The 22,143-nt window shown below is 67.5% G+C and carries 18 protein-coding genes and 1 pseudogene; 10 read left to right on the top strand and 9 right to left on the bottom strand.

From position 1 onward, the window contains the following. Positions 1-239 precede the first annotated feature (239 nt). The 3 genes from purL to xerD form a co-directional block, all read right to left on the bottom strand. Positions 240-4,121, bottom strand: coding sequence for a phosphoribosylformylglycinamidine synthase (gene purL / locus ACVOMH_RS14020; protein WP_481552359.1), 3,882 nt, complete (start codon positions 4,119-4,121; stop codon positions 240-242). Between the two features lie 97 nt (positions 4,122-4,218). Next, entirely contained in the window at positions 4,219-4,998 is a 780-nt protein-coding gene (locus ACVOMH_RS14015; protein ID WP_481552358.1) for a DsbC family protein, read from the bottom strand. 61 nt (positions 4,999-5,059) lie between these two features. Then, positions 5,060-6,037 (bottom strand): site-specific tyrosine recombinase XerD, encoded by a 978-nt coding sequence (gene xerD / locus ACVOMH_RS14010; RefSeq protein WP_054658465.1) that lies wholly within the window; start codon positions 6,035-6,037, stop codon positions 5,060-5,062. Positions 6,038-6,109: 72 nt separating this feature from the next. On the opposite strand from xerD, the gene ACVOMH_RS14005 reads away from it, so the two are divergent. After that, entirely contained in the window at positions 6,110-6,580 is a 471-nt protein-coding gene (locus ACVOMH_RS14005; RefSeq protein ID WP_054658461.1) for an RDD family protein, read from the top strand. Between the two features lie 57 nt (positions 6,581-6,637). Here ACVOMH_RS14005 and lptG read toward each other — a convergent pair whose 3' ends face one another. Together lptG and lptF are read right to left on the bottom strand one after the other, a co-directional pair. After that, entirely contained in the window at positions 6,638-7,741 is a 1,104-nt protein-coding gene (lptG, locus tag ACVOMH_RS14000; protein ID WP_481523308.1) for an LPS export ABC transporter permease LptG, read from the bottom strand. Then, positions 7,738-8,820: an LPS export ABC transporter permease LptF gene (lptF, locus tag ACVOMH_RS13995; RefSeq protein WP_481552357.1), complete on the bottom strand. Its 1,083-nt coding sequence runs from the start codon at positions 8,818-8,820 to the stop codon at positions 7,738-7,740. Before lptF ends, lptG begins: the two co-directional genes overlap by 4 nt. 105 nt (positions 8,821-8,925) lie before the next feature. Here lptF and ACVOMH_RS13990 point away from each other — a divergent pair, with 105 nt between their 5' ends. The 4 genes from ACVOMH_RS13990 (at position 8,926) to ACVOMH_RS13975 (ending at position 14,013) form a co-directional block, all read left to right on the top strand. Further along, a complete protein-coding gene (locus tag ACVOMH_RS13990; protein WP_481552356.1) occupies positions 8,926-10,398 on the top strand; it encodes a leucyl aminopeptidase in 1,473 nt (490 codons plus the stop codon). A gap of 79 nt (positions 10,399-10,477) precedes the next feature. Then, complete coding sequence (locus ACVOMH_RS13985; protein ID WP_481552355.1) at positions 10,478-10,903, top strand: DNA polymerase III subunit chi; 426 nt, start codon at positions 10,478-10,480, stop codon at positions 10,901-10,903. 10 nt (positions 10,904-10,913) lie between these two features. Further along, a complete protein-coding gene (locus ACVOMH_RS13980) occupies positions 10,914-11,102 on the top strand; it encodes a YqaE/Pmp3 family membrane protein (protein ID WP_481552354.1) in 189 nt (62 codons plus the stop codon). A gap of 34 nt (positions 11,103-11,136) precedes the next feature. After that, the gene (locus ACVOMH_RS13975) at positions 11,137-14,013 is read left to right on the top strand and encodes a valine--tRNA ligase (protein WP_481552353.1); all 2,877 of its coding nucleotides are present in this window, start codon (positions 11,137-11,139) and stop codon (positions 14,011-14,013) included. A gap of 267 nt (positions 14,014-14,280) precedes the next feature. Here ACVOMH_RS13975 and rimI read toward each other — a convergent pair whose 3' ends face one another. Genes rimI through pssA form a run of 3 tightly spaced genes read right to left on the bottom strand, consistent with a single transcriptional unit; the run spans position 14,281 to position 16,003 of the window. Then, on the bottom strand, positions 14,281-14,778 hold the full coding sequence (gene rimI, locus ACVOMH_RS13970; protein WP_481552352.1) for a ribosomal protein S18-alanine N-acetyltransferase: 498 nt from the start codon (positions 14,776-14,778) through the stop codon (positions 14,281-14,283). Then, positions 14,775-15,227 (bottom strand): alanine acetyltransferase, encoded by a 453-nt coding sequence (locus tag ACVOMH_RS13965; RefSeq protein WP_481552351.1) that lies wholly within the window; start codon positions 15,225-15,227, stop codon positions 14,775-14,777. Before ACVOMH_RS13965 ends, rimI begins: the two co-directional genes overlap by 4 nt. After that, entirely contained in the window at positions 15,224-16,003 is a 780-nt protein-coding gene (gene pssA / locus ACVOMH_RS13960) for a CDP-diacylglycerol--serine O-phosphatidyltransferase (RefSeq protein WP_054657512.1), read from the bottom strand. The genes ACVOMH_RS13965 and pssA overlap by 4 nt, the downstream gene beginning before the upstream one ends. 85 nt (positions 16,004-16,088) lie before the next feature. Between pssA and ACVOMH_RS13955 the strand changes: the two genes are divergently transcribed. From ACVOMH_RS13955 to ACVOMH_RS13945, 3 genes and pseudogenes are all read left to right on the top strand, one after another. Continuing rightward, a complete protein-coding gene (locus ACVOMH_RS13955) occupies positions 16,089-16,478 on the top strand; it encodes a DUF4124 domain-containing protein (protein WP_054657511.1) in 390 nt (129 codons plus the stop codon). A gap of 96 nt (positions 16,479-16,574) precedes the next feature. Then, positions 16,575-18,269 carry a proline--tRNA ligase gene (locus tag ACVOMH_RS13950; RefSeq protein WP_481552350.1) on the top strand — a complete coding sequence of 565 codons (1,695 nt, stop codon included), beginning with the start codon at positions 16,575-16,577 and terminating at the stop codon, positions 18,267-18,269. Between the two features lie 155 nt (positions 18,270-18,424). Then, positions 18,425-18,799: pseudogene (locus ACVOMH_RS13945) on the top strand (H-NS histone family protein); the annotation flags it as partial. 74 nt (positions 18,800-18,873) lie between these two features. Here the strand turns inward: ACVOMH_RS13945 and ACVOMH_RS13940 are convergent. Next, positions 18,874-20,133 carry a threonine/serine exporter family protein gene (locus tag ACVOMH_RS13940; protein WP_054657506.1) on the bottom strand — a complete coding sequence of 420 codons (1,260 nt, stop codon included), beginning with the start codon at positions 20,131-20,133 and terminating at the stop codon, positions 18,874-18,876. A gap of 84 nt (positions 20,134-20,217) precedes the next feature. Here ACVOMH_RS13940 and ACVOMH_RS13935 point away from each other — a divergent pair, with 84 nt between their 5' ends. Both ACVOMH_RS13935 and ACVOMH_RS13930 read left to right on the top strand, forming a co-directional pair. Further along, positions 20,218-21,330 (top strand): ABC transporter permease, encoded by a 1,113-nt coding sequence (locus tag ACVOMH_RS13935; protein WP_481552349.1) that lies wholly within the window; start codon positions 20,218-20,220, stop codon positions 21,328-21,330. Continuing rightward, positions 21,330-22,142, top strand: a complete 813-nt coding sequence (locus ACVOMH_RS13930) for an ABC transporter ATP-binding protein (RefSeq protein WP_054657502.1) — start codon at positions 21,330-21,332, stop codon at positions 22,140-22,142. The genes ACVOMH_RS13935 and ACVOMH_RS13930 overlap by 1 nt, the downstream gene beginning before the upstream one ends. The last annotated feature ends 1 nt before the right edge of the window (position 22,143 follow it).

Genomic DNA, 22,143 nt, shown 5'->3' with positions numbered 1-22,143 from the left:
GGATGGGCCGAGTGTTAATGGAGGATTTATCTACCGTCAAGTTTTTGACGGGCACGGGTGAGTTTGTGCTTCAGCGCACAAATTTCATGGAAACCCGTTGTGGAACAGGCGGATGCGGCAACTTTCTGTCGGCCGCCGCCGCGCCCGATTCCGCGCATAAAAAAACCCGCAGGCCTTGGCCTGCGGGCGTTTCGGAGGGTTTCCCGGATTCAGCTGAAAATTTCCTCAGTGGCGGCGGATCAACCGCACCATACTCTTGCGTTGCGGAACATCCGCAGCCACGGCGAGTCCTCACCCCAGCCGGCCGGCGCCCAGCTCAGGTTGACCGTGCGCGGGGTGCGCTCGGGGTGCGGCATCAGGATCGTCACGCGGCCATCGGCCGTGGTCAGGCCGGTGATGCCGTCCGGCGAACCGTTCGGGTTCAGCGGATACTGGTCGGCCACGCGCCCATCGCCGTCGACGTAACGCAGCGCGACACTGGCGGCGGCCTGGTCCACCGCGCTGGCGAACTCGGCGCGGCCTTCACCATGCGCCACCGCCACGGGCAGGCGCGAGCCGGCCATGCCGCGCAGCAGGATCGACGGCGACTCCACCACTTCCAGCAGCGCGGTTCGCGCTTCGAACTGCTCGCTGGCATTGCGCAGGAACTTCGGCCAATGCGTGGCACCGGGAACGATGTCCTTGAGCTGGCTCATCATCTGGCAACCGTTGCACACGCCCAGTGCGAAGGTGTCCGGGCGGGCGAAGAAGGCCGCGAACGCCTCGCGCAGGGCCGGACGCTCCAGGATCGAGGTCGCCCAGCCACGGCCGGCACCGAGCACGTCGCCGTAGCTGAAGCCGCCACAGGCGGCCAGACCCCGGAAATCGGCCAGTTGCACGCGCCCTTCGATCAGGTCGCTCATGTGCACATCGAAGGCGTCGAAACCGGCGCGCTCGAAGATGGCGGCCATCTCGATCTGGCCGTTGACGCCCTGCTCGCGCAGGATCGCCACCTTCGGCCGGGCGCCAGTGGCGATGAACGGTGCCGCCACATCCTCGGCCGGATCAAACGCCAGCCGGGGCTTCAGCCCCGGGGCGTTGAAGTTGCGGGCGATGGCACGTTCCTGGTCGGCCGCTTCCGGGTTGTCGCGCAGCTTCTGCATGGCGTGGGTCACCGACCACCAGGCGTCGAACAGCTCTTCCCAGCGCCATTCCACCAGGGTGTCGCTGCCCAGCTGCACGCGCACCACCGGGGCGGTGGTCGGGCGGGCGATGCGCTGCGCGCACTCGGTCAGCGCATGGCGCTCGACCAGATCGGCGAACGCGGCGCGGTCCTCCCTGGCGATCTGCACCACGGCGCCGAGTTCTTCGTTGAACAGGCTGCGGAACGGATCATCGCCCCAGGCGTCGAGCACGATATCCAGACCCAGCCGCGAGGCGAAGGCCATCTCACACAGCGCGGCAAACGCGCCGCCGTCGCTGCGGTCGTGGTAGGCCAGCAACAGTCCCGATTCACGCGCATCGCGGATCAGTTCGAAGAACGCACGCAGGCGCTGCGGGTCGTCCAGGTCCGGCACCTCGCCGGCAAAGGCCGGCAGCGGGCTGTGGTCGGCATGGGTCTGGGCCAGGATCGAACCGCCCAGACGCTGCTTGCCCGCGCCCAGCCCGATCAGCCACAGCTCGCTGTCGGCGTCGCGATCCAGCAACGGGGTCAGCTGCTGGCGCGCATCGCCCACCGGCGCGAACGCCGAGATCACCAGCGACACCGGCGACACCGATTTCTCGGTCTGGCCGTCGGCCTGCCACTGCGCCTGCATCGACAGCGAGTCCTTGCCCACCGGGATGCTGATATCCAGCGCCGGGCACAGCTCCATGCCCACCGCCTTGACCGCGTCATACAGCAGCGCGTCTTCGCCCTCGTGGCCGCAGGCGGCCATCCAGTTGGCCGACAGCTTGACCGTCTCCAGCGCCGTCACCGGCGCCGCGCACAGGTTGGTGATGGCTTCGCCGACGGCCATGCGCGCCGAGGCGGCGGCATTGAGCAGCGCCAGCGGGGTGCGTTCGCCCAGCGCCATCGCCTCGCCGGCGTAGGTGTCGAACCCGGCCAGGGTGATGGCCACATCGGCCATCGGCAGCTGCCACGGGCCGACCATCTGCTCGCGCGCGGTCAGGCCGCCGACGCTGCGGTCACCGATGGTGACCAGGAAATTCTTGGCCGCCACGGTCGGATGGGCGAGCACGCGCAGGCCCGCCTGGTGCAGATCCAGGCCGGCGGTCCTGAGCTGCGGCCAGCGCGGTGCCGGCGGATGGGCGGTGTCGCGGTGCATCTTCGGCGCCTTGCCGAACAGCACGTCCATCGGCAGATCGATCGGCGCATCGGCCGGGGTGTTGCCCGGGGTTGCGCCGTAGGCCACCACCAGATGTTCCTCGGCCGTGGCTACGCCGACCGCGGCGAACGGGCAGCGCTCGCGCGCGCAGATCGCGGCGAACTCGGCCAGGCGCTCCTGCGCCACGCCCAGCACGTAGCGTTCCTGCGATTCGTTGCACCACAGCTCCAGCGGCGACAGCGACGGATCGTCGGTGGGCACCTTGCCCAAGTCGATCACGCCGCCGACATTGGAGTCGTGCAACAGCTCGGGAATGGCGTTGGACAGGCCGCCGGCACCCACGTCATGGAAGAACTTGATCGGGTTGTCGGCGCCCATGGCCACGCAACGGTCGATCACTTCCTGGCAGCGGCGCTCCATTTCCGGGTTGTCGCGCTGCACGCTGGCAAAATCGAGGTCTTCGGCGCTTTCGCCCGAAGCCACCGACGAGGCCGCACCGCCGCCCAGGCCGATCAGCATCGCCGGGCCGCCAAGCACGATCACCGCATCGCCTTCCTGCAGCGGGATCTTCTCCACCTGCACGCGGTCGATCGCGCCCAGGCCGCCGGCCAGCATGATCGGCTTGTCATAGGCGCGGGTGATACCGCCTTCGGGCAGCTCGAAGCTGCGGAAATAGCCCAGCAGGTTCGGCCGGCCGAACTCGTTGTTGAATGCGGCGCCGCCGAGCGGGCCCTCGAGCATGATGTCCAGCGCCGGCGCCATGCGCGGGTTCAGCGCGCGCGGCGCTTCCCACGGCTGCGGCAGGGTCGGGATACGCAGGTGCGAGACCGAGAAGCCGGTCAGGCCGGCCTTGGGCTTGCCACCGCGGCCGGTCGCGCCTTCGTCGCGGATCTCGCCGCCGGCACCGGTCGAGGCGCCCGGGAACGGGGCGATCGCGGTCGGGTGGTTGTGGGTTTCGACCTTGATCTGGAACGCGCTGGGCACCACCGCTTCACTGCGGTACTTGCCGCTGTCCGGGTCCGGACGGAAGCGCGCGGCCGGCGCACCGGCCACCACCGCGGCGTTGTCGCTGTAGGCGCTCAACGTGTGCTGCGGGGTCTGCTGGTGGGTGTACTTGATCATCTTGAACAGCGAGCGGTCCTGCTCGGTGCCGTCGATGGTCCAGCTGGCGTTGAAGATCTTGTGGCGGCAGTGCTCGGAGTTGGCCTGCGCGAACATCATCAGTTCGACGTCGGACGGATCACGGCCCAGTTCGCCATAGCGCTGGCGCAGATAGTCGATCTCGTCATCGGCCAGGGCCAGGCCCAGGCGCTTGTTGGCCGCGGCCAGATCCTCCAGCGCGATACGCTCCAGCGTGCCGCGGCCGACGCTGTTGAACAGCGTCTGCGCCTGGTCGATGTCGGCCAGCAGCGACTGGGTCATCGGATCGTGCAGCAGCTTGGCCACGGCGGCCTGCCGGGCCGGGTCGGCAGGCCAGCCAGTGAGGTCGATGCGGGTGCCGCGCTCGACGCGCTGGATCGCCAGGCCGGCACCACGCACCAGCTCGGTGGCCTTGCTCGACCACGGCGACAGCGTGCCCAGGCGGGGCACCACATAGCGCGAGACTGCGCCTTCGGCGCGGGCAGCGCTGTGCGGCTGGCCCTGCAGGATGCGTCCAAGCGTGGCCAGGTCGACCGCGCCGGCATCGGCGGTCTGGGTGAAATAGACGTGCCAGGCACCGGTGATACGCAGGTCGGCGGCGATGGACTGCAGGCGGGATTCAAGACGTTCGCGGCGGAACGACGAAAGGGCAGCTGCGCCCTCGAGGACGATCATGTCCGGGAGACCATGGTGGAAATGGGCCCGCCATTGTACCGGAGCCGGCACTGGGCCGGCTCCGTCGGATGTCACAGGGTTGCCGTCAGCGCCCGGCTCAACGGCTGGCGGCGGCCGGCAGCCGCTCCAGCGCGGCCTTCAGCTGCGCCGGCGGCAGGTAGCCGCCCAACTGGCTGCCATCGGCGGCGAAGATCGCCGGCGTGCCGTTGATGCCCAGCTGCTGGCCGAGGTTGTACTGCATCGCCACCGGGTTGGTGCAGGTCCGCGACGGCACCGGCTGCCCGCCCTTGGCGGCGGTCAACGCGGCCTTGCGGTCGGCCGCGCACCAGACCGAGATCATGTCGGTGTAGTCCTTGCTGCCCAGGCCCATGCGCGGGAACGCCAGGTATTCCACGGCGATGCCGTTGCGGTTGAGTTCGGCGATGTCCTGGTGCAGCTTGCGGCAGTAGCCGCACTCGATATCGGTGAAAACGCTGATGGTGTACTTGGCGTTGGGCGGCGCGAACACGATGCGGTCGGCGTGCGGCAGCGTGTCCAGCAGGCCGCGGCGGTAGGCCAGCAGGCCCGGGCTGGTGGCCATGCCGCGCTTTTCGATGTCGTACGGGGCCGACTGCATCAGGTAACGGCCGTCATCGGTGACGTACAGCACCTGCCCGGACACGATCACCTCGCGGAAACCGGGAAACGGCGCCGCGCCGATGTAGTCGGGCTTGAAATTCGGGTCCAGCTGCTTGAGCGCCTCGCGCACCCGCTTGTCCACCGCGCCCTCGGCGGCCGGCGCGGCGGCCGTGGACGCGGCCGGGGCCGACGGGGTCTGCTGCGCGCAGGCGGAAAGGCTGATCGCGCCCAGCAGCGCGGCAAAGGCAATTCGGAACATCGGCAACCTGAAGAGAAAGGGGCAACCCGGCGATTCTCGCATACCGCCGCCGGCGCCCGACCTATCCGCGCGGATGGTGCCGGCGATGCAGCTTCTGCAGGTGCTCGCGCGCCACCAGGGTGTAGATCTGGGTGGTGGACAGCGAGCTGTGCCCCAGCAGCATCTGCAGCGCGCGCAGATCTGCGCCGTGATTGAGCAGATGCGTGGCGAAGCTGTGGCGCAGGCCGTGCGGACTGATTCTCGCCGGATCGATCCCCGCCACGGCGGCACAGGTTTTGACCAGCGCCCAGAACTGCTGGCGGCTGAGCGGCTGGCGTTTGTCATCGACAAACAGCGGCACCTGCCCATCTATCGTGGCCGGCACCGGCTTGCCGCCGGTCAGCAGCGGCCGGGCCTGATCCAGATAGCGCTCCAGCCAGTGCTGGGATTCCTCGCCCAGCGGCACCAGCCGCTCCCGGCTGCCCTTGCCGGTGACCCGCAGCACGCCCTGGCGCAGGTTGACCGCGTTGGCCGGCAGATGGACCAGCTCACTCACCCGCAGGCCGGCGGCGTACATCAGTTCCAGCATCGCCCGGTCGCGCAGGCCGACCGGAGTGCCGATATCGGGTGCCGCCAGCAGCGCCTCGATCTGGCTTTCCGCCAACGCCTTGGGCAGCGGACGTGGCAGCTTCGGTGGCTCCAGCAGCGCGGCCGGATCTTCGGCACGTTCTCCGCGGCGCACCGCCAGCGCGAAGAACGCACGCAGGGCCGAGAGCAGGCGCGCATTGCTGCGCGCCGTCCAGCCGTGCCGGGTGCGCCAGGCCAGATAGTCGAACAGTCCGGCACGATCGATCCCGGCCAGACCGCCACCGGCACCGTCACGCCAGCGCGCCAGGCCTTCCAGATCGCGGCGGTAGCTGTCCAGCGAGGCCCGCGCCAGGCCCTGCTCGGCCCAGATCGCATCGAGAAAACGCTGGATGTGGCGGCCATCGGCATCGCGCAACGGCGGCAGCTGCCGCACCAGCTGGCGGCGTTCGGCGGGAGTCGTAATCGAAGACATCGGCAACAGCATAGAACCTGCCCGCCGCCGGCGCCCAGCCAACCGCGGGCCACAAGCCCGTATGCTCGCCCCATGAGCGAACCGAGCGCCGTCCCCGAACGCCCCAGCGCGCTGCTGCCGCGCCGCCTGGCCGCCCTGTTTTATGACCTATGGCCGGCACTGGCGCTGTGGATGCTGCTGTCGGCGCTGTTCACCCTGGGCTTCACTGTTGCCGGGCACGGCGCGCGCGAGAACATCGCCCCCTTCAGCGCACTGCAATGGCTGCTGTGGCTGAGCTGCTGGGTCATCGCCGGCCTGTACGCCACCATCAGCTGGCGACGCGGTGGCCAGACCCTGGGCATGCGCCCGTGGCAGCTGTACCTGCGTGGCGAAACGGGCGCGCCGCTTCGCTGGTCCACGCTGTGGCTGCGCTATCTCGGCGGCACCGTGTCACTGCTGTGCGGCGGACTGGGCTTCTGGTGGGCGCTGGTCGACAGGCAGAAGCTGACCTTGCATGACCGCCTCAGCGGCACCCGGCTGGTGCGCATCCCCCGCGGCGACTGACCCGACTACGCCGCAGCCTCGGCTGTGCGGCCCAGTGCATTTGCGCGCGGCCGGCGTTCAGCGCCGCCGGTGGAACAGCCAGCGCGAGATCAGCAGCATCAGGATCGGCGGCAACGCATAGGCGATGCGGTAGTCGAACTTGAGCGCGCCGGCCATGCGGCTGAAGAACATCTGCAGCAGCAAAAAGCCCAGCGCGAACAGCATCCCCATGAACAGCCGCTTGCCCATGCCGCCACTGCGCAGCGAACCGAAGGCGAACGGCACCGCCGCCAGGCACAGCGCCAGCACGTTCAACGGATAGAACCAGCGCCCCCAGTAGGTGTCCTCGTAATCACGCGCGTCCAGCCCGTTGCGCTTGCGGTACTCGATGCTGGTGCGCAGCTCGGCGGCACTGAGGTTGCGCGGCTTGGCCAGACCGGCCGCCAGCGCGGCCGCATCCAGCTGCGAGTTCCACGGCTCGCTTTCGACCGTGGTGCGCGTGACTGCGCGCTCAGCGAAGCGGTCGCGGCGGACCTTCTCCAACACCCAGCCGCCGGCGTCATGCCGCGCAGTCACCGCGTAGGTCAGCGTGGCCAGACGACCGGCCGCATCCAGCTCGTACAGGCGCACGTCATGCAGCACCAGCCGGGTGGCACCGTCTTCGGTCAACTGCTCCTCACCGGTCTGCGCATTGAGGAAGGTATCGCCTTCGCGGGCCCACAATCCCGAATACCGGGCCATGGCCATGTCGGTCTCGTAGCGGGCACTGGAACGCAGTGCATCGGCGCGGTTCTGCGCCCACGGCGACAGGGTCTCGCCATTGATGACCATCACTGCCGTCAGCAGCGACAGCGCGATCGCCACCGATATCGCGATCCGCCGCCGCGACACACCCACCGCCCGCAACGCGGTCAGCTCCGAGGTCGCGGCCAGCTGCCCAAGCCCCATCAGCGCACCGATCACCGCCGCCATCGGGAACAGCGTGTAGGCACGGCGCGGCAGCGTATAGGCGGTCCAGGCGATCGCATGGCCGAAGGTGTAGCTGCCCTGGCCGATGTTCTTGGCCTCGCCGGACAGTGCCAGGATCGCATCCAGGCCCAGCAGCACCATCCAGACGACCGCAACCGTCAGCAGCACGGTGCGACCGATATACAGGTCATGGATACGCGGCATCAGCCTCATGCCGCCGCCCTCCGGCGGCGGGCCAGCCGGCCGTCGCGAAAGTACAGCCACAGCGCCAGTGCCAGCAACGGCAGCGTCAGCCACCACAGGCCGGCGGCGGCCGGCAGTTTGCCCTTGGCCAGCCACTGGGTACCCACGATCATCAGGTTGATACCTACCAGATAGGCCAGGAAGGCCAGCATGATCCGGCCATAACGCTGTTGCCGCGGCGCACTGCGCGCCAGCGGCAGGGTCAGCAGGGCGAACGCCAGCGCCAGCAGCGGCGGAGTGATGCGCCAGTGCAGCTGGGCCTTGGCCTCCACCCGCGGATCGGACAACAGCTGCAGCGTGGACAGCGTTTCCGGATCATCCTGCTCCCGCGCGTCCTCGCGGTCGGGCAGACCGACCTCGTTGCTGGCATAGCGCATCAGGCGGTAGTCCAGCGCGCCATTTTCCGGCCCCTCGACACGGTAGCCGTCTTCCAGCCGCAGGAAACGCTGGCGCTCGCCCTCAAAAAACATTGAACCTTCGTTGGCCGACACCACGTCGATCCGGCCATCCTTCTGCCGCTGCATGAACACCTTGCCCATGCGGGTGCCGTTCTCGCTGAGCGAGGACAGATAGACGATGCCACCTCCCGGCAGCGAGGTGAACTGGCCCGGCTCCAGTCCGGCCACCACCATCGAGCGGCTGGCGTTTTCAACCATCGCCGTGGCGGTGCGGCTGGCCCACGGCCCCAGCCACAACGAGCACAGCCCGACCACCAGCACCACCGGCACCACCAGCATCAGGATCGGCTTGAGCAGGCGCCGGGGACCGACACCGACGGCGGTCAGCACCGCCATTTCCGAATCCCGGTACAGCCGGGCGATCGCCAGCGCCAGGCCCAGCATCAGCGCCAGCGGCAGGATGATGGGCAGATAGGCGATGAACTGCAGGCCCAGCTGCGACAGCAGCAGGCCGGCAGGCATGCGGCCGTCGGCGATGCGGCCGAGGATATCCACCAGCACGCCGCCCACGCTCACCACCAGCAGGACTGTCAAAGTGGCCAGAAAGCTCTGGATGAAGTCGCTCAGCAGGTAGCGGTCAAGCTTCGCCATGGGGTCGGTGGTTTAAACTCTCGGTTTCGTCCGCGGGATGCCCGGCCACACCGGCCATGCATGAACAGACCGCGATTGTACGGATTTGGCAACGGAATCTGATCAATGTCTCTGGAATTCACCCTGAACCACGCCGCCCCGGCCACCGCCGGATTCGATTGCATCGTCGTTGGCGCTTTCGCCGACAAGTCGCTGTCCCCGGCCGCGCAGGCGCTGGATGCCGCCGCCGGCGGACGCCTCAAGGCGCTGGTCGAGCGGGGGGATGTCGGCGGCAAGACCGGCAACACGACGCTGCTGCACGATGTGGCCGGCGTCAGCGCGCCGCGCGTGCTGGTGATCGGCCTGGGCGATCCGGCCAAGTTCGGTGTGGCCCAGTACATCAAGGCCGTCGGCGATGCCGCCCGCGCCCTGAAGAGCGGCGCCAGCCGCAACGCCCTGCTCACCCTGGCCGAATTGCCGGTCGCCGGCCGCGACGCGGCCTGGAACATCCGCCAGGCGGTGATCACCGCCAACCACGCCAGCTACCGCTACAGCGCTACCTTCGGCAAGAAGAAGCCCGAGCCGGCCGGTCTGGAAACGCTGGCGGTCCTGGGTACCGACGACACCGCGCTGGCCCAGGGCCAGGCGATTGCTTCGGGCGTGGAATACGCCCGCGAGCTGGGCAACCTGCCGCCGAACTACTGCACCCCGGCCTATCTGGCCGAGTCCTCGCTCAAGTTCGCCGCCGAACACGAGGGTGCCGAAGCCGAGGTCCTGGACGAGGCGCAGATGGAAGCCCTGGGCATGGGCTCGCTGCTGGCCGTGGCCCGCGGCTCGGCCAACCGGCCGAAGCTGGTGGTGCTGAAGTGGAACAACGGTGGTGACGCCAAGCCGTACGTCCTGGTCGGCAAGGGCATCACCTTCGATACCGGCGGCGTCAACCTGAAGACCCAGGGCGGCATCGAGGAAATGAAGTACGACATGTGCGGCGCGGCCAACGTGATCGGCACCTTCGTGGCCGCGGTGAAGGCAAAGCTGCCGCTGAACCTGGTGGTGGTGGTGCCGGCGGTGGAGAACGCCATCGACGGCAACGCCTACCGCCCCTCGGACGTGATCACCGCGATGTCGGGCAAGACCATCGAAGTGGGCAACACCGACGCCGAAGGCCGCCTGATCCTGTGCGACGCGCTGACCTACGCGCAGCGCTTCGAGCCGGCCGCGCTGGTCGACGTGGCCACCCTGACCGGCGCCTGCATGGTCGCCCTGGGCCACCAGACCGCCGGCCTGATGAGCAAGCACGACGATCTGGCCAACGAACTGCTGGCCGCCGGCGAGCATGTGTTCGATCGCGCCTGGCGCCTGCCGCTGTGGGACGAGTACCAGCCGCTGCTGGATTCGACCTTCGCCGACGTCTACAACATCGGCGGCCGCTGGGGTGGCGCGATCACCGCCGGCTGCTTCCTGTCGCGCTTCACCGAAGGCCAGCGCTGGGCGCATCTGGATATCGCCGGCGTGGCCAGCGATGAAGGCAAGCGCGGCATGGCCACTGGCCGGCCGGTCGGCCTCCTGAGCCAGTGGCTGCTGGACCGCATCGCGTAACAGGCGTTACCAGACCAGGGCCGGCTGCAACCTCCGGCCCTGGTCCGCGGCTTCTTCCTTCTTCACGCATCGAGTCTTCATGTCCCGTGCCGATTTCTACCTGATCGCCAAGCCGCGCTTCCTCACCGAACCGCTGCGGCTGGTGTGCGAGCTGGCCCGCAAGGCCAACGACGGGAACCTGTACACCCTGGTGCTGGCGCGCGATGCCGCCCAGGCCGAGGAGCTGGACGAGCTGCTGTGGTCCTTCGACCCGGACGCCTACATCCCGCACCAGATCGTCGGCGAGGATGTGGACGAGGAGGAAGCCATCGTGCTGATCGCCACGCCGGGCGCCGAAGCGCCGCAGCGGCCGCTGGTGATCAACCTGCGCGACGAGCCCTATCTGGGTGCCTGCGACCGGGTGCTGGAAGTGGTGCCGGCCGATCCGACCGCACGCGAACCGCTGCGTGAGCGCTGGCGCCAGTACAAGGCCGCCGGCTACACGCTCAACAAATACGACATGTAAAGGACTACCCATGCGCCTGCTGATCGCCATCCTGTTGCCGTGGCTGGCTTTCTTCACCATCGGCCGCCCCATTTCCGGCATTGTCTGCCTGATCCTGCAGCTGACCCTGATCGGCTGGCTGCCCGGCGCCATCTGGGCCGCCTACGCGGTCAGCCAGTACCACACCGACCAGAAGATCCGGCGCGCCCTGGGCCGCTGATCTCCCTTCCCCGCCTTTTTCCGGTTTTCCCCGCATGACCCAACTCGCCTCCAGCTACGACCCCAAATCCTTCGAAACCGATCTCTACGATGGGTGGGAGAAGGCCGGCCATTTCAAGCCGTCCGGCAAGGGCGAGCCGTACACCATCCTGCTGCCGCCGCCGAACGTCACCGGCACCCTGCACATGGGGCACGCCTTCCAGCAGACGCTGATGGATGCGCTGATCCGCTACCACCGCATGCGCGGCTACGACACGCTGTGGCAGGTGGGTACCGACCACGCCGGCATCGCCACCGAAATGGTGGTCAGCCGCAACCTGGCGCTGGAAGGCAAGGGTGAAACCCGCGACTCGCTGGGCCGCGATGGCTTCATCGGCAAGGTGTGGGAGTGGAAGGCGCATTCGGGCAACGTGATCGAAGGCCAGATGCGCCGCCTGGGCACCTCGGCCGACTGGTCGCGCAGCACCTTCACCATGGACCCGGGCCCGAGCGAGGCGGTGATCGAGTCCTTCCTCCGCTGGCACGAGCAGGGCCTGATCTACCGTGGCCAGCGCCTGGTCAACTGGGATCCGGTGCTGAAGACCGCCATTTCCGACCTGGAAGTGGAGAGCGTGGAAGAAGACGGCTTCATGTGGTCGATCGCCTATGCCCTGGAAGACGGCGCCAGCTACGAGCACGTCGAAGTGGATGCCGACGGCAACGAGACACTGCGCGAGACCCGCAACTATCTGGTCGTGGCCACCACCCGCCCGGAAACCCTGCTCGGCGACACCGCAGTGATGGTGCACCCGGAAGACAGCCGCTACGCACACCTGATCGGCAAGCGCGTGACCCTGCCGCTGACCGGCCGCAGCGTGCCGGTGATCGGCGACGAGTATGTGGACAAGGCCTTCGGCACCGGCGTGGTCAAGGTGACCCCGGCGCACGACTTCAACGACTACCAGGTGGGCGTGCGTCACAGCCTGCCGATGATCAACCTGTTCACCCCCACCGCCACGCTCAACGAAAACGCTCCGGAGAAGTACCGCGGGCTGGACCGTTACGACGCGCGCAAGCTGATCCTGGCCGAGCTGGAAGACCTGGGCCTCCTGGTCGAGACCAAGGCGCACAAGCTGCAGGTGCCGCGTGGCGACCGTACCGGCCAGGTGATCGAGCCCTATCTGACCGACCAGTGGTTCGTGAAGATGGACGGTCTGGCCAAGCGCGGCCTGGAACTGGTCGAGAACGGCAGCATCAAATTCGTGCCGGGCAACTGGATCAACACCTACCGCCACTGGATGGAGAACATCCAGGACTGGTGCATCAGCCGCCAGCTGTGGTGGGGCCACCGCATCCCGGCGTGGTTCGACGAGGCCGGCAACTGCTACGTGGGGCGCAACGAGGCCGACGCCCGCGCCAAGGCCGGCGTGGGCGCCGACGTGGTGCTGACCCAGGACAGCGACGTGCTGGAGACCTGGTTCTCCTCGCAGCTGTGGCCGTTCTCCACGCTGGGCTGGCCGAATGAAGCGGCGATGGCGCAGCACGGTTTCGAGCGCTACCTGCCGTCGAACGTGCTGGTCACCGGCTTCGACATCATCTTCTTCTGGGTGGCGCGCATGATCATGGCCACCGACAGCTTCACCGGGCAGATCCCGTTCAAGGACGTCTATATCACCGGCCTGATCCGCGATGCGCAGGGCCAGAAGATGTCCAAGTCCAAGGGCAATGTGCTCGACCCGCTGGACATCATCGACGGCATCACAATCGACGACCTGGTCGCCAAGCGCACCCACGGCCTGATGCAGCCGAAGATGGCCGAGAAGATCGAGAAAGCCACCCGCAAGGAATTCCCGGACGGCATCATCGCCCACGGTGCCGACGCGCTGCGCTTCACCATCGCCGCGCTGGCCACCCACGGCCGCGACATCAAGTTCGACATGGGCCGTGCCGAGGGCTACAAGAACTTCTGCAACAAGCTGTGGAACGCCAGCCGCTTCACCCTGATGAACACTGAAGGTGCGAGCTTCAGCGGCGCACCGCAGCCGCGCACCGATGCCGAGCGCTGGATCCTGGCGCGTCTGGCCAAGGTCGCGGCCGAAGCGCAGCAGCACTTCGCCGACTACCGCTTCGACCTGCTGGCGCAGGCGCTGTACGAGTTCGTCTGGAACGAGTTCTGCGACTGGTTCCTGGAGCTGACCAAGCCGGCGCTCAACGGCGTTATGCAAGGAAGCACGAGTGCCGCTGAAGGCAGGACGCCGGGAGCGGCCGACAACGCCACCGACGCCGCCAGCACCCGCCACACCCTGCTGTACGTGCTGGAAGCCGTGCTGCGCCTGCTGCACCCGCTGACCCCGTTCGTCACCGAGCAGCTGTGGAAGCAGGTGGCGCCGCGCCTGGGCCTGGAAGTGGACACGCTGTCACTGCGCAGCTACCCGACCGCCGCCGAGTTCGCCGGCGACTACGCCCAGGCCGAAGCCGACGTGGAATGGTTCAAGACCATGGTCAGCGCGTTGCGCCGCGTGCGCAGCGAGCTGAACGTGCCGCCGTCCAAGCAGATCAAGCTGCTGCTGCAGGGCGGCACCACGGCCGACCGCGGCCGGGTGGAGCGTTTCACCGCCCAGCTGCGCTTCCTGCTCAAGCTCGAAACGGTCAGCTGGCTGGCCAGCGATGAGGCCTGCCCGCCGGTAGCCCCGGCGGTGGTCGGCGAGCTCAAGCTGCTGGTGCCGCTGGAAGGCCTGGTCGATCTGGACGCCGAGCGCGCGCGCCTGGACAAGGAAATCGCCCGTGTTTCGGCGGAGAAAGAGAAGAGCCAGACCAAGCTGTCCAAGTTCACCGACAAGGTGCCGGCGGCCGTGGTGGAACAGGAGCGCGTGCGCCTGGCCGACTGGGAAACCCAGCTGGCCGGCCTGCAGGAACAGCGCGCGAAGCTGTAAGTCACGCCCACCCGCTGATGGAAAACGCCGCCTCCGGGCGGCGTTTTCTTTACGCCTTGCCGCTGCCTGCGGCGGGATACCCAAAGGAAATCGGCTATGTCGCCGGAGTGTTCTGCGCGGTCCTGTTCGCCGCCCTGCTGCATGCCCGCAGGAACGCCAGCGTCAAACCCCGTGGCAATCAGCGCCGCCCTGCGCGAAACGGCGATCCTGTCCGCGCTGCTGCCCGTGGCCGGCGATCCGGCCTGATTCCGAAGGGTTCCGGGCCACCTAGAGCGGCGGCATCGAACTGATGTCCCCGGCCACCAGTTCCATCGCCATCACCAGCGCGTCCTCGCGCCCGTTGGCGGCCGGGTAGTACCGCGGGCGACGGCCGATCTCGTTGAAGCCTTCGCTTTCATACAGCGCCAGAGCCGGCGCATTGGACGGCCGCACTTCCAGAAACACCCGCAAGGCGCCGCGCGCACGGGCCAGCTGCACCAGCTCGCGCAACAGCCGGCGGCCGTAACCGCGCGACTGGCACAACGGATCGACACACACATTGAGCACATGCGCCTCGTCGGCGGCCAGACTGAGCATCCCGTAGCCGACCATGTTGCCGCCGCTTTCAAGCACGCGGCCGGGATATCCGGCGCGCAGGCAGTCCAGGAAGATGCCGCGGGTCCACGGATACGGATAGGCGCGCAGCTCGATCTCCATCACCGCATCCAGATCGTCCTCCTGCAACGGACGCAGGACCGGCGCAGACGGCACGGCGGAGGCGCTCACTGCGGGCGCTTCCGCAGCGCCCGCAGCTGCGGCCACAGCGCGCGCTTGGCGGCCGGATTGGCCCGCAGTTCGGCCAGAGGCCAGCTGTCCATCAGCGCTCGGGTCTGGGGTTCATTCGGATTCAAGCCCGAGGCCCGCAACAGCGCAATCTGCAGCCGGTCGGGCATCCGCAGCCCGCCCCCCCGCCGGGCCGGCGCGGCGACGGTGGCAACCGTGACCGGCGTTTCGGGCGCGTCGCCGACAGGGGCGCGCCGCATCGGTGCCGGCGCCGGGCTGGCAGGCCGCGCTGGGGCGGCCTCGGCCATCGGCGACTGCCGCTCCGGTACCGCTGCGGCAGCCACCAGCGGCGCATCCAGCGCGCCGCCTTCCAGATACACCGTGTAGCCCATCGCCTGCAACCAGGCCTGCTGCTGCGGCGACCACACCGGCTCGGGCGAAAATTCCGTCACTGCACCTTGCCGGCCGGCTGCCGCCAACGCTGCAACAGCCACATCACCGGGCCGGACAGTGCATAGATCACACCCACCACGAACAAGGTGCGCGCCGGATCCAGCACCACGATCGAAATGACGATCGGCACCAGCGCCAGCACCATGAACGGGACGCGCTCGGAACGCGGCCCCTTTTCGCTGCCGCCCTTGAAGCTCCAGAACCGGATCCGGCTGACCATCAGCAGGCCCGACACCAAGGTCACCCCCAGGGCCACGTAGCGCAGCTCCTCGCCGCTCCAGCCCAGATCGCCATCGGCGAAGGCCCAGACGAAGGACATCATCAATCCCGCGGCGGCCGGACTGGCCAGGCCCACGAACCAGCGCTTGTCGACGGTGCCGACCTGGGTGTTGAAACGGGCCAGCCGCAACGCAGCGCAAGCCGCATACAGGAACGCGACCGACCAGCCGACCCGGCCCAGCACGTCGCCGTCGAACTTCAGCGAGGACAGCGCCCAGTGGTACATCACCAGTGCCGGCGCCATGCCGAAACTGACCAGATCGGCCAGCGAGTCGTACTGCACACCGAATTCGCTGCTGGTGCCGGTCAGACGCGCGACCCGGCCGTCCAGCCCGTCCATCACCGCCGCCACGAATACGGCGACGCTGGCCTGGACGAACTGGCCGTTGGAGGCGGCAATGATGGCGTAGAACCCGGCAAACAGCCCGGCGGTCGTGAACAGGTTCGGGAGCAGATAGATGCTGCGCGAACGCGGGGGGGGTCTCATTTCGTCCATCCGGGGAGTTTAATCGACTTGCCAGCCACGTCACCGGGTGCTGCAATCCCGGCTTCCCCCGTTTTCCCTGTTCCGGAGAGTTGCCATGCGTGCCCTGCCCCGCCTCTGCTGCCTGCTGGTGCTCGCCAGTGCCGCCACCGCCAGCGCCGGCAACCTCTACAAATGGAAAGACGCCAACGGCGTCACCCAGTATTCCGAGCGCCCACCGACCGGGCAGAAATATGAAACCCGCCGCGTCACCAACAGCGGCGCGGCCGTGGTGGAAGCCGCACCGGCCGCCGAAAACGGCCAGTCCGAGCAGTGCCTGGCCGCCCGCAAGAACATGGAACTGCTGGCCGGCAGCGCCCCGGTGATGCAGGACACCGATGGTGACGGCAAGCCGGATGCGACCCTGGACGATGCCCAGCGCGCCGCGCAGAAACAGCTGGCCGAATCGGCCGCCGCGGTCTATTGCAAGCCCGCCGCCAAGACCTGAGCCGGTTGGGCGGCACGCCCGGGAGCCACGGGCGCCCCCACCGGGGCGGAGAGACTGGCAAAATAGGCGATTCCGCCGTTTTGCGAAGCCTCTCCCATGCGTCTTTCCCGGTTCCACCTGCACACCACCAAGGAAACTCCCGCCGACGCCGAACTGGTCAGCCACCGGCTGATGCTGCGCGCGGGCATGATCCGCAAGCTGGCCTCGGGCCTGTACACCTGGTCGCCGCTGGGCCTGCGCGTGCTGCGCAAGGTCGAGGCGGTGGTGCGCGAGGAGATGGACCGCGCCGGCGCGGTGGAACTGCAGCTGCCGACGATCCAGCCCAAGGAGCTGTGGGAGGAGACCGGGCGCTGGGAGAAGTTCGGCGGCCAGCTGCTGAAAATCAAGGACCGCAAGGAGCAGGAGTACTGCTACAGCCCGACCGCCGAGGAAGCCATCACCGACTTCGCGCGCCAGGAGCTGTCCAGCTACAAGCAGCTGCCGGTCAACTTCTACCAGATCCAGACCAAGTTCCGTGACGAGATCCGCCCGCGCTTCGGCGTGATGCGCGCGCGCGAGTTCCTGATGAAGGATGCCTATTCCTTCCATCTGGACGACGCCAGCCTGGTGGCCGAATACGAAAACATGAAGGCTGCCTACACCCGCATCTTCACCCGCCTGGGCCTGGAGTTCCGCGCGGTGCAGGCCGATTCGGGCGCGATCGGTGGTGATGCCTCGCAGGAATTCCACGTGATCGCCGACTCCGGCGAGGACGCGCTGGTGTTCTCCACCGGTTCGGACTATGCGGCCAATGTGGAGGCGGCGATCGCCGCCGATCCAGCCCCGCGTGCGGCCGCCAGCGAGCAGCTGCGCAAGATCGACACCCCGACCCACAGGACCTGCGAGGAGGTGGCCGCACTGATGGACATCGCCCTGCAGCGCACGGTCAAGTCGGTGGCGCTCATGACCGGCGACGGCCAGTTCGTGCTGGCGCTGGTGCGTGGCGACCACGAGGTCAACGAGATCAAACTGGCCAAGGTCGAAGGCCTGGCCGATTACCGCATGGCCAGCGAAGCGGAGATTGCCGAGTATCTGGGCAGCGAGCCGGGCTTCCTCGGCCCGCTGAATCCGCGCAAATCCCTGCGCGTGATTGCCGACCGTGAAGTGGCGGCGATGGCCGATTTTGTCGTCGGTGCCAATGAAACCGGCTTCCATATCGCCGGCGTCAACTGGGGCCGTGACCTGGCCGAACCGGAAGTGGCCGATATCCGCAACGTGGTGGCCGGTGACCGCGCCCGTGACGGCGGCGAGCTGAAAATCGCCCGCGGCATCGAAGTCGGCCACGTGTTCCAGCTCGGCCGCAAATATGCCCAGGCGCTCAAAGCCACCGTACTCGACGTCAATGGCAAGGCCACGGTGATGGCGATGGGTTGTTACGGTATCGGCGTCTCGCGCATCGTCGCTGCGGCGATCGAGCAGAACCATGACGAGGCGGGCATTATCTGGCCGGCGGCGATGGCGCCGTGGCAGGCGGTGGTATGCATGATCAATCCGAAGCAGGATCCGGCCGTGGTCGCCGCCGCCGAAGCGCTGCTGGCCGAGCTGCAGGCCGCCGGCGTCGACGCCGCGCTGGATGACCGTGGCCTGCGCCCGGGTGCGATGTTCGCCGATATGGAACTGATCGGTATCCCGCACCGCATCGTGGTTTCCGAGCGCGGCCTGGCCGCCGGCACCTATGAGTACCGGGCCCGCTCGGCCAGTGAAGCGGAGAATCTGGACAAGACCGCACTGCTGGCGAAAATCGCCTTCTGATTGAAAAGGGCCGGAACAGATTCCGGCCCTTTTCATTTGGACTTAACCTCCGGGCATATATTTGATTTGTCATCACCACAGCCGCCCCGTTATGCTTTGGCACGCTGCCACGGAATGGCTCCGCCTTATCACCCATTATCCGGAGTAGTTATTCGATGAGTATCGATCTGTCCCACCTGTCGGCCAAAGAGCTGGCCGTCCTGATCCGCGACGCACAAAAGCGCAAGACCCTGGTCGCCAAGCGCCAGCCGATCGCCAAGGCCCGCGCCGCGGTTATCGCCGCCGCCAAGAAGGCCGGCTACACCATCGAGGAACTGTTCGGTACCGGCGCCCCGGCTGTGAAAGCCACGCGTGCCACCAAGACCACCAAGAGCGCTGCCAAAACCGGCCGCAAACTGCCCAAGGTGGCACCGAAGTACCGTAATCCGGCCAATGCCGAGCAGACCTGGACCGGTCGCGGCAAGCAGCCGCGCTGGCTGGCCGAATACACCGCACAGGGCCGCAAGGTCGAGGATTTCCTGATCCAGCAGTAAGCCGGAGCGGTTGTCCTGATAGACGAACGCCGGCATCTGCCGGCGTTTTTTTTCCGCCGTCGCTCCGCCGGTCAGAGATTATTGCGCGCCGGAATCAGCAGATTGCCGAACAGCAGCCCTGCCACCAGCGCCATCACCACATTGACCACGGTCAGCATCGCCGATTCACCGGCATTCACGTTCTGCTGCTGCACCAGACTCAATACCCCGCGCAGACTGGTACTGCCGGGAACCAGCATGATGATGCCCGGCAGGCGGACGATCGCGCCGGGGCGGTGGGCCAGACGCCCGAACAGATTGCCCGCAGCAGTCAAGGCCATCGCCGCCAGAAAAACCCCCGCCGGCGCGCCCCACACCTGGCCGCCATAACGCGATATCGCATAACCGGCCACCGAGGCGGCCATTACCCACGGATAATCACGGCCACTGGCGCGGAACAGCATCGCAAACGCGAACGAGGCCACCAGTACCGACCCCCATTCCACCCAGTCCGATTGCGGACGCGAGGCGCGGATTTCCGGCTCCAGTCCGATGAAATGGGCGATGGTCACCGCGATCATCGCGCCCACGGTGAGCTTCATGATCGTGGTCAGCGCCCCGGCAAACCGCGCCGTGCCCGAGACCCAGTGCTGGCTGGCCAGTTCATTGACCGCATTGGTCAGCGCCATACCCGGCAGCAATACCACCAGCGACGCGATGATCACCGTGTTCAGATTCAGCGGCCCGATAAAGGTGGCCACCAGTACCGCAACAAATCCAGCCAGCAACGCCGCCAGCGCATCAGCCGCTTCGCGCGAGGCGGTACGCCGATCGGTATAGAACAGCATCAGGCCGATCAGCAGGCCGGTCACCCCGGCGGTGGCGATATCCAGCCACGGCAACCGCCACAATCCGGCCACCCCCGCCGATCCGAGCGCGAACGACATCAGCATCTGGATCTTGCCGCGCAACCCCGGATCCTTGTCCAGTTGGCGCAGCGCGGTATGGCCCTGGGCGATACTCATCTGCCCGCCGGCCACCGCATCGGCGATCTGGTCGGCCATGGCCAGTTTATGCAGATCGTTGTCGCCGGGCCCCAGCCGGATCACCCGGGTGATATCGCTGGAACCGATTGCCCGGGTCGGATCACTGAAACTGAGGATCAGACCGGTCGGGTTGGACCACGGCTCGCAATCCAGATCCAGCCGCTGCGCCAGCGCGACCACCGCCGCCTCCAGCCGTTGCGCGGTGGTGCCGTAGCTGTGCAGACGTCCGGCGATCTCCGCAACGAAGGCCACACGCTGGGCATAGGTGGCCCGGTTGGAGACAGCGACGATAGGTTCGGCAGACATGGCCGCTAGTATCACCCGTAAGCGCCATTCATACTCATCCTTGTACACGCAGGGACAAGGTATGCTCGGCAGCGGATGCCACCCATGAAAGATCACCCACCACCCCACTACCTGCTCGATCCGGACATCGAGGGCCAGCTCCGCTTGTCGGGCAGCTGGACGCTCGCCACCGCGTTGCGGGCGACCGAGCTGCTGGGGCAAATCACCGCACCGGTGCGCAGCGTCGACGCACGCGCGGTCGACGGCCTGGATTCGGCCGGGGTATTGCTGCTGCTGCGCTACGCGCACCAGGCCGGTCTCCCCGACGAGGCGCTGCGGTTCCGGGATGAACACAAGGCGCTGGTGTGCACGATCGAGGAAGTGGCCGACGAGCGTCCCAAGCCGCCGCGCGACTACGGCATCATCGCCGCGCTGGAGCGGCTGGGCCGTTCGGTCCACGCCATCGGCCTCAACATCGTGGTGCTGGTCAACTTCCTCGGCGAGAACCTGGTCAAGCTCGGCCGTCTGCTGCGCCAGCCACGGCGTCTGCGCCTGACCGCCACCGTCAGCCACATGGAAGATGTCGGACTGGACGCGGTGCCGCTGGTGGCGCTGCTGTCCTACCTGGTGGGCGCGGTGATCGCCTTCCTCGGTTCGACCATCCTGCGCGACTTCGGCGCGGAGATTTTCGTGGTGGAACTGGTTTCCATCGCGTTCCTGCGCGAATTCGCGGTGCTGCTGACCGCGATCGTCCTGGCCGGGCGCACGGCCAGCGCCTTCACCGCGCAGATCGGCGCAATGAAGGCGCGCGAGGAGATCGACGCGATCCAGACCCTCGGGCTGGATCCGATCGATCTGCTGGTGCTGCCGCGGGTGATCGCCCTGCTGGTGATGCTCCCGCTGCTGACCTTCGTGGCGATGCTCGCCGGACTGGCCGGCGGCGTCACCGTGGGCGCGTTCGACCTGGATATCCCGCCACAGATGTACCTGGCACGCATGCATGACACGATCGAAGTGCGACACATGCTGGTGGGCCTGTCCAAAGCGCCGGTGTTTGCGCTGATCATCGCGCTGATCGGCTGCCTGGAAGGCCTGAAAGTGGAAGGCACCGCACAATCGGTCGGTGAGCGCACCACCTCCAGCGTGGTGCAGACCATTTCGCTGGTGATCATCCTCGACGCATTGGCCGCGCTGTGGTTCATGCACATGGACTGGTAATGATGGCCATCGCCTCGAAGAATGGTGCGCACACCCCCGACCTGGCCATCCGCGTATGCGGGCTGGTCAACCGTTTCGGCAGCCAGACCGTGCACGAGGGGCTGGATCTGGAAGTCCGCCGCGGCGAGATCCTGGGTATCGTCGGCGGCTCGGGCACCGGCAAATCGGTGCTGATGCGCTCCATCCTGGGGCTGCGCACACCCGATGCCGGACAGATCGAGGTGCTGGGGGTGAACGCCCGCTCGGGTGATCCCGCCGACCGGCTGCGGATCGAGCGCAATACCGGCGTGTTGTTCCAGGATGGCGCCCTGTTCTCCTCGCTCACCGTCGGCGAGAACGTCCAGGTGCCGCTCAAGGAGCATCACCCCGAACTGAGCGAACGCTGGCATTACGAGCTGGCGCTGCTGAAGGTGAAACTGGCCGGTCTGCCGGCCGATGCGATCAACAAGCTGCCCTCGCAGCTGTCCGGCGGCATGCGCAAGCGTGCCGGCCTGGCCCGCGCGTTGGCGCTGGACCCGCCCTTGCTGTTTCTGGATGAACCCACCGCCGGGCTCGACCCGATCGGCGCGGCCGCCTTCGACCGGCTGATCAAGACTCTGCAGGAAGCGCTGGGCCTGACCGTGTTCCTGATCACACACGATCTGGACACGCTTTACGCTATCTGTGACCGCGTGGCGGTGCTGGCCGACCAGAAGGTGATCGCCAACGCGCCGCTGCCCGAAATCGAACAGCTGGATCATCCGTGGATCCGCGAATACTTCCACGGCCCCCGCGCCCGCGCCGCGCGCGGACAACTGCCCGAGCACGCCTGAT

Source organism: Stenotrophomonas sp. STEN013, assembly GCF_056760355.1.
The sequence above is the reverse complement of the archived record's forward strand: the minus strand, read 5'-3'. Positions and strand labels throughout refer to the sequence as shown.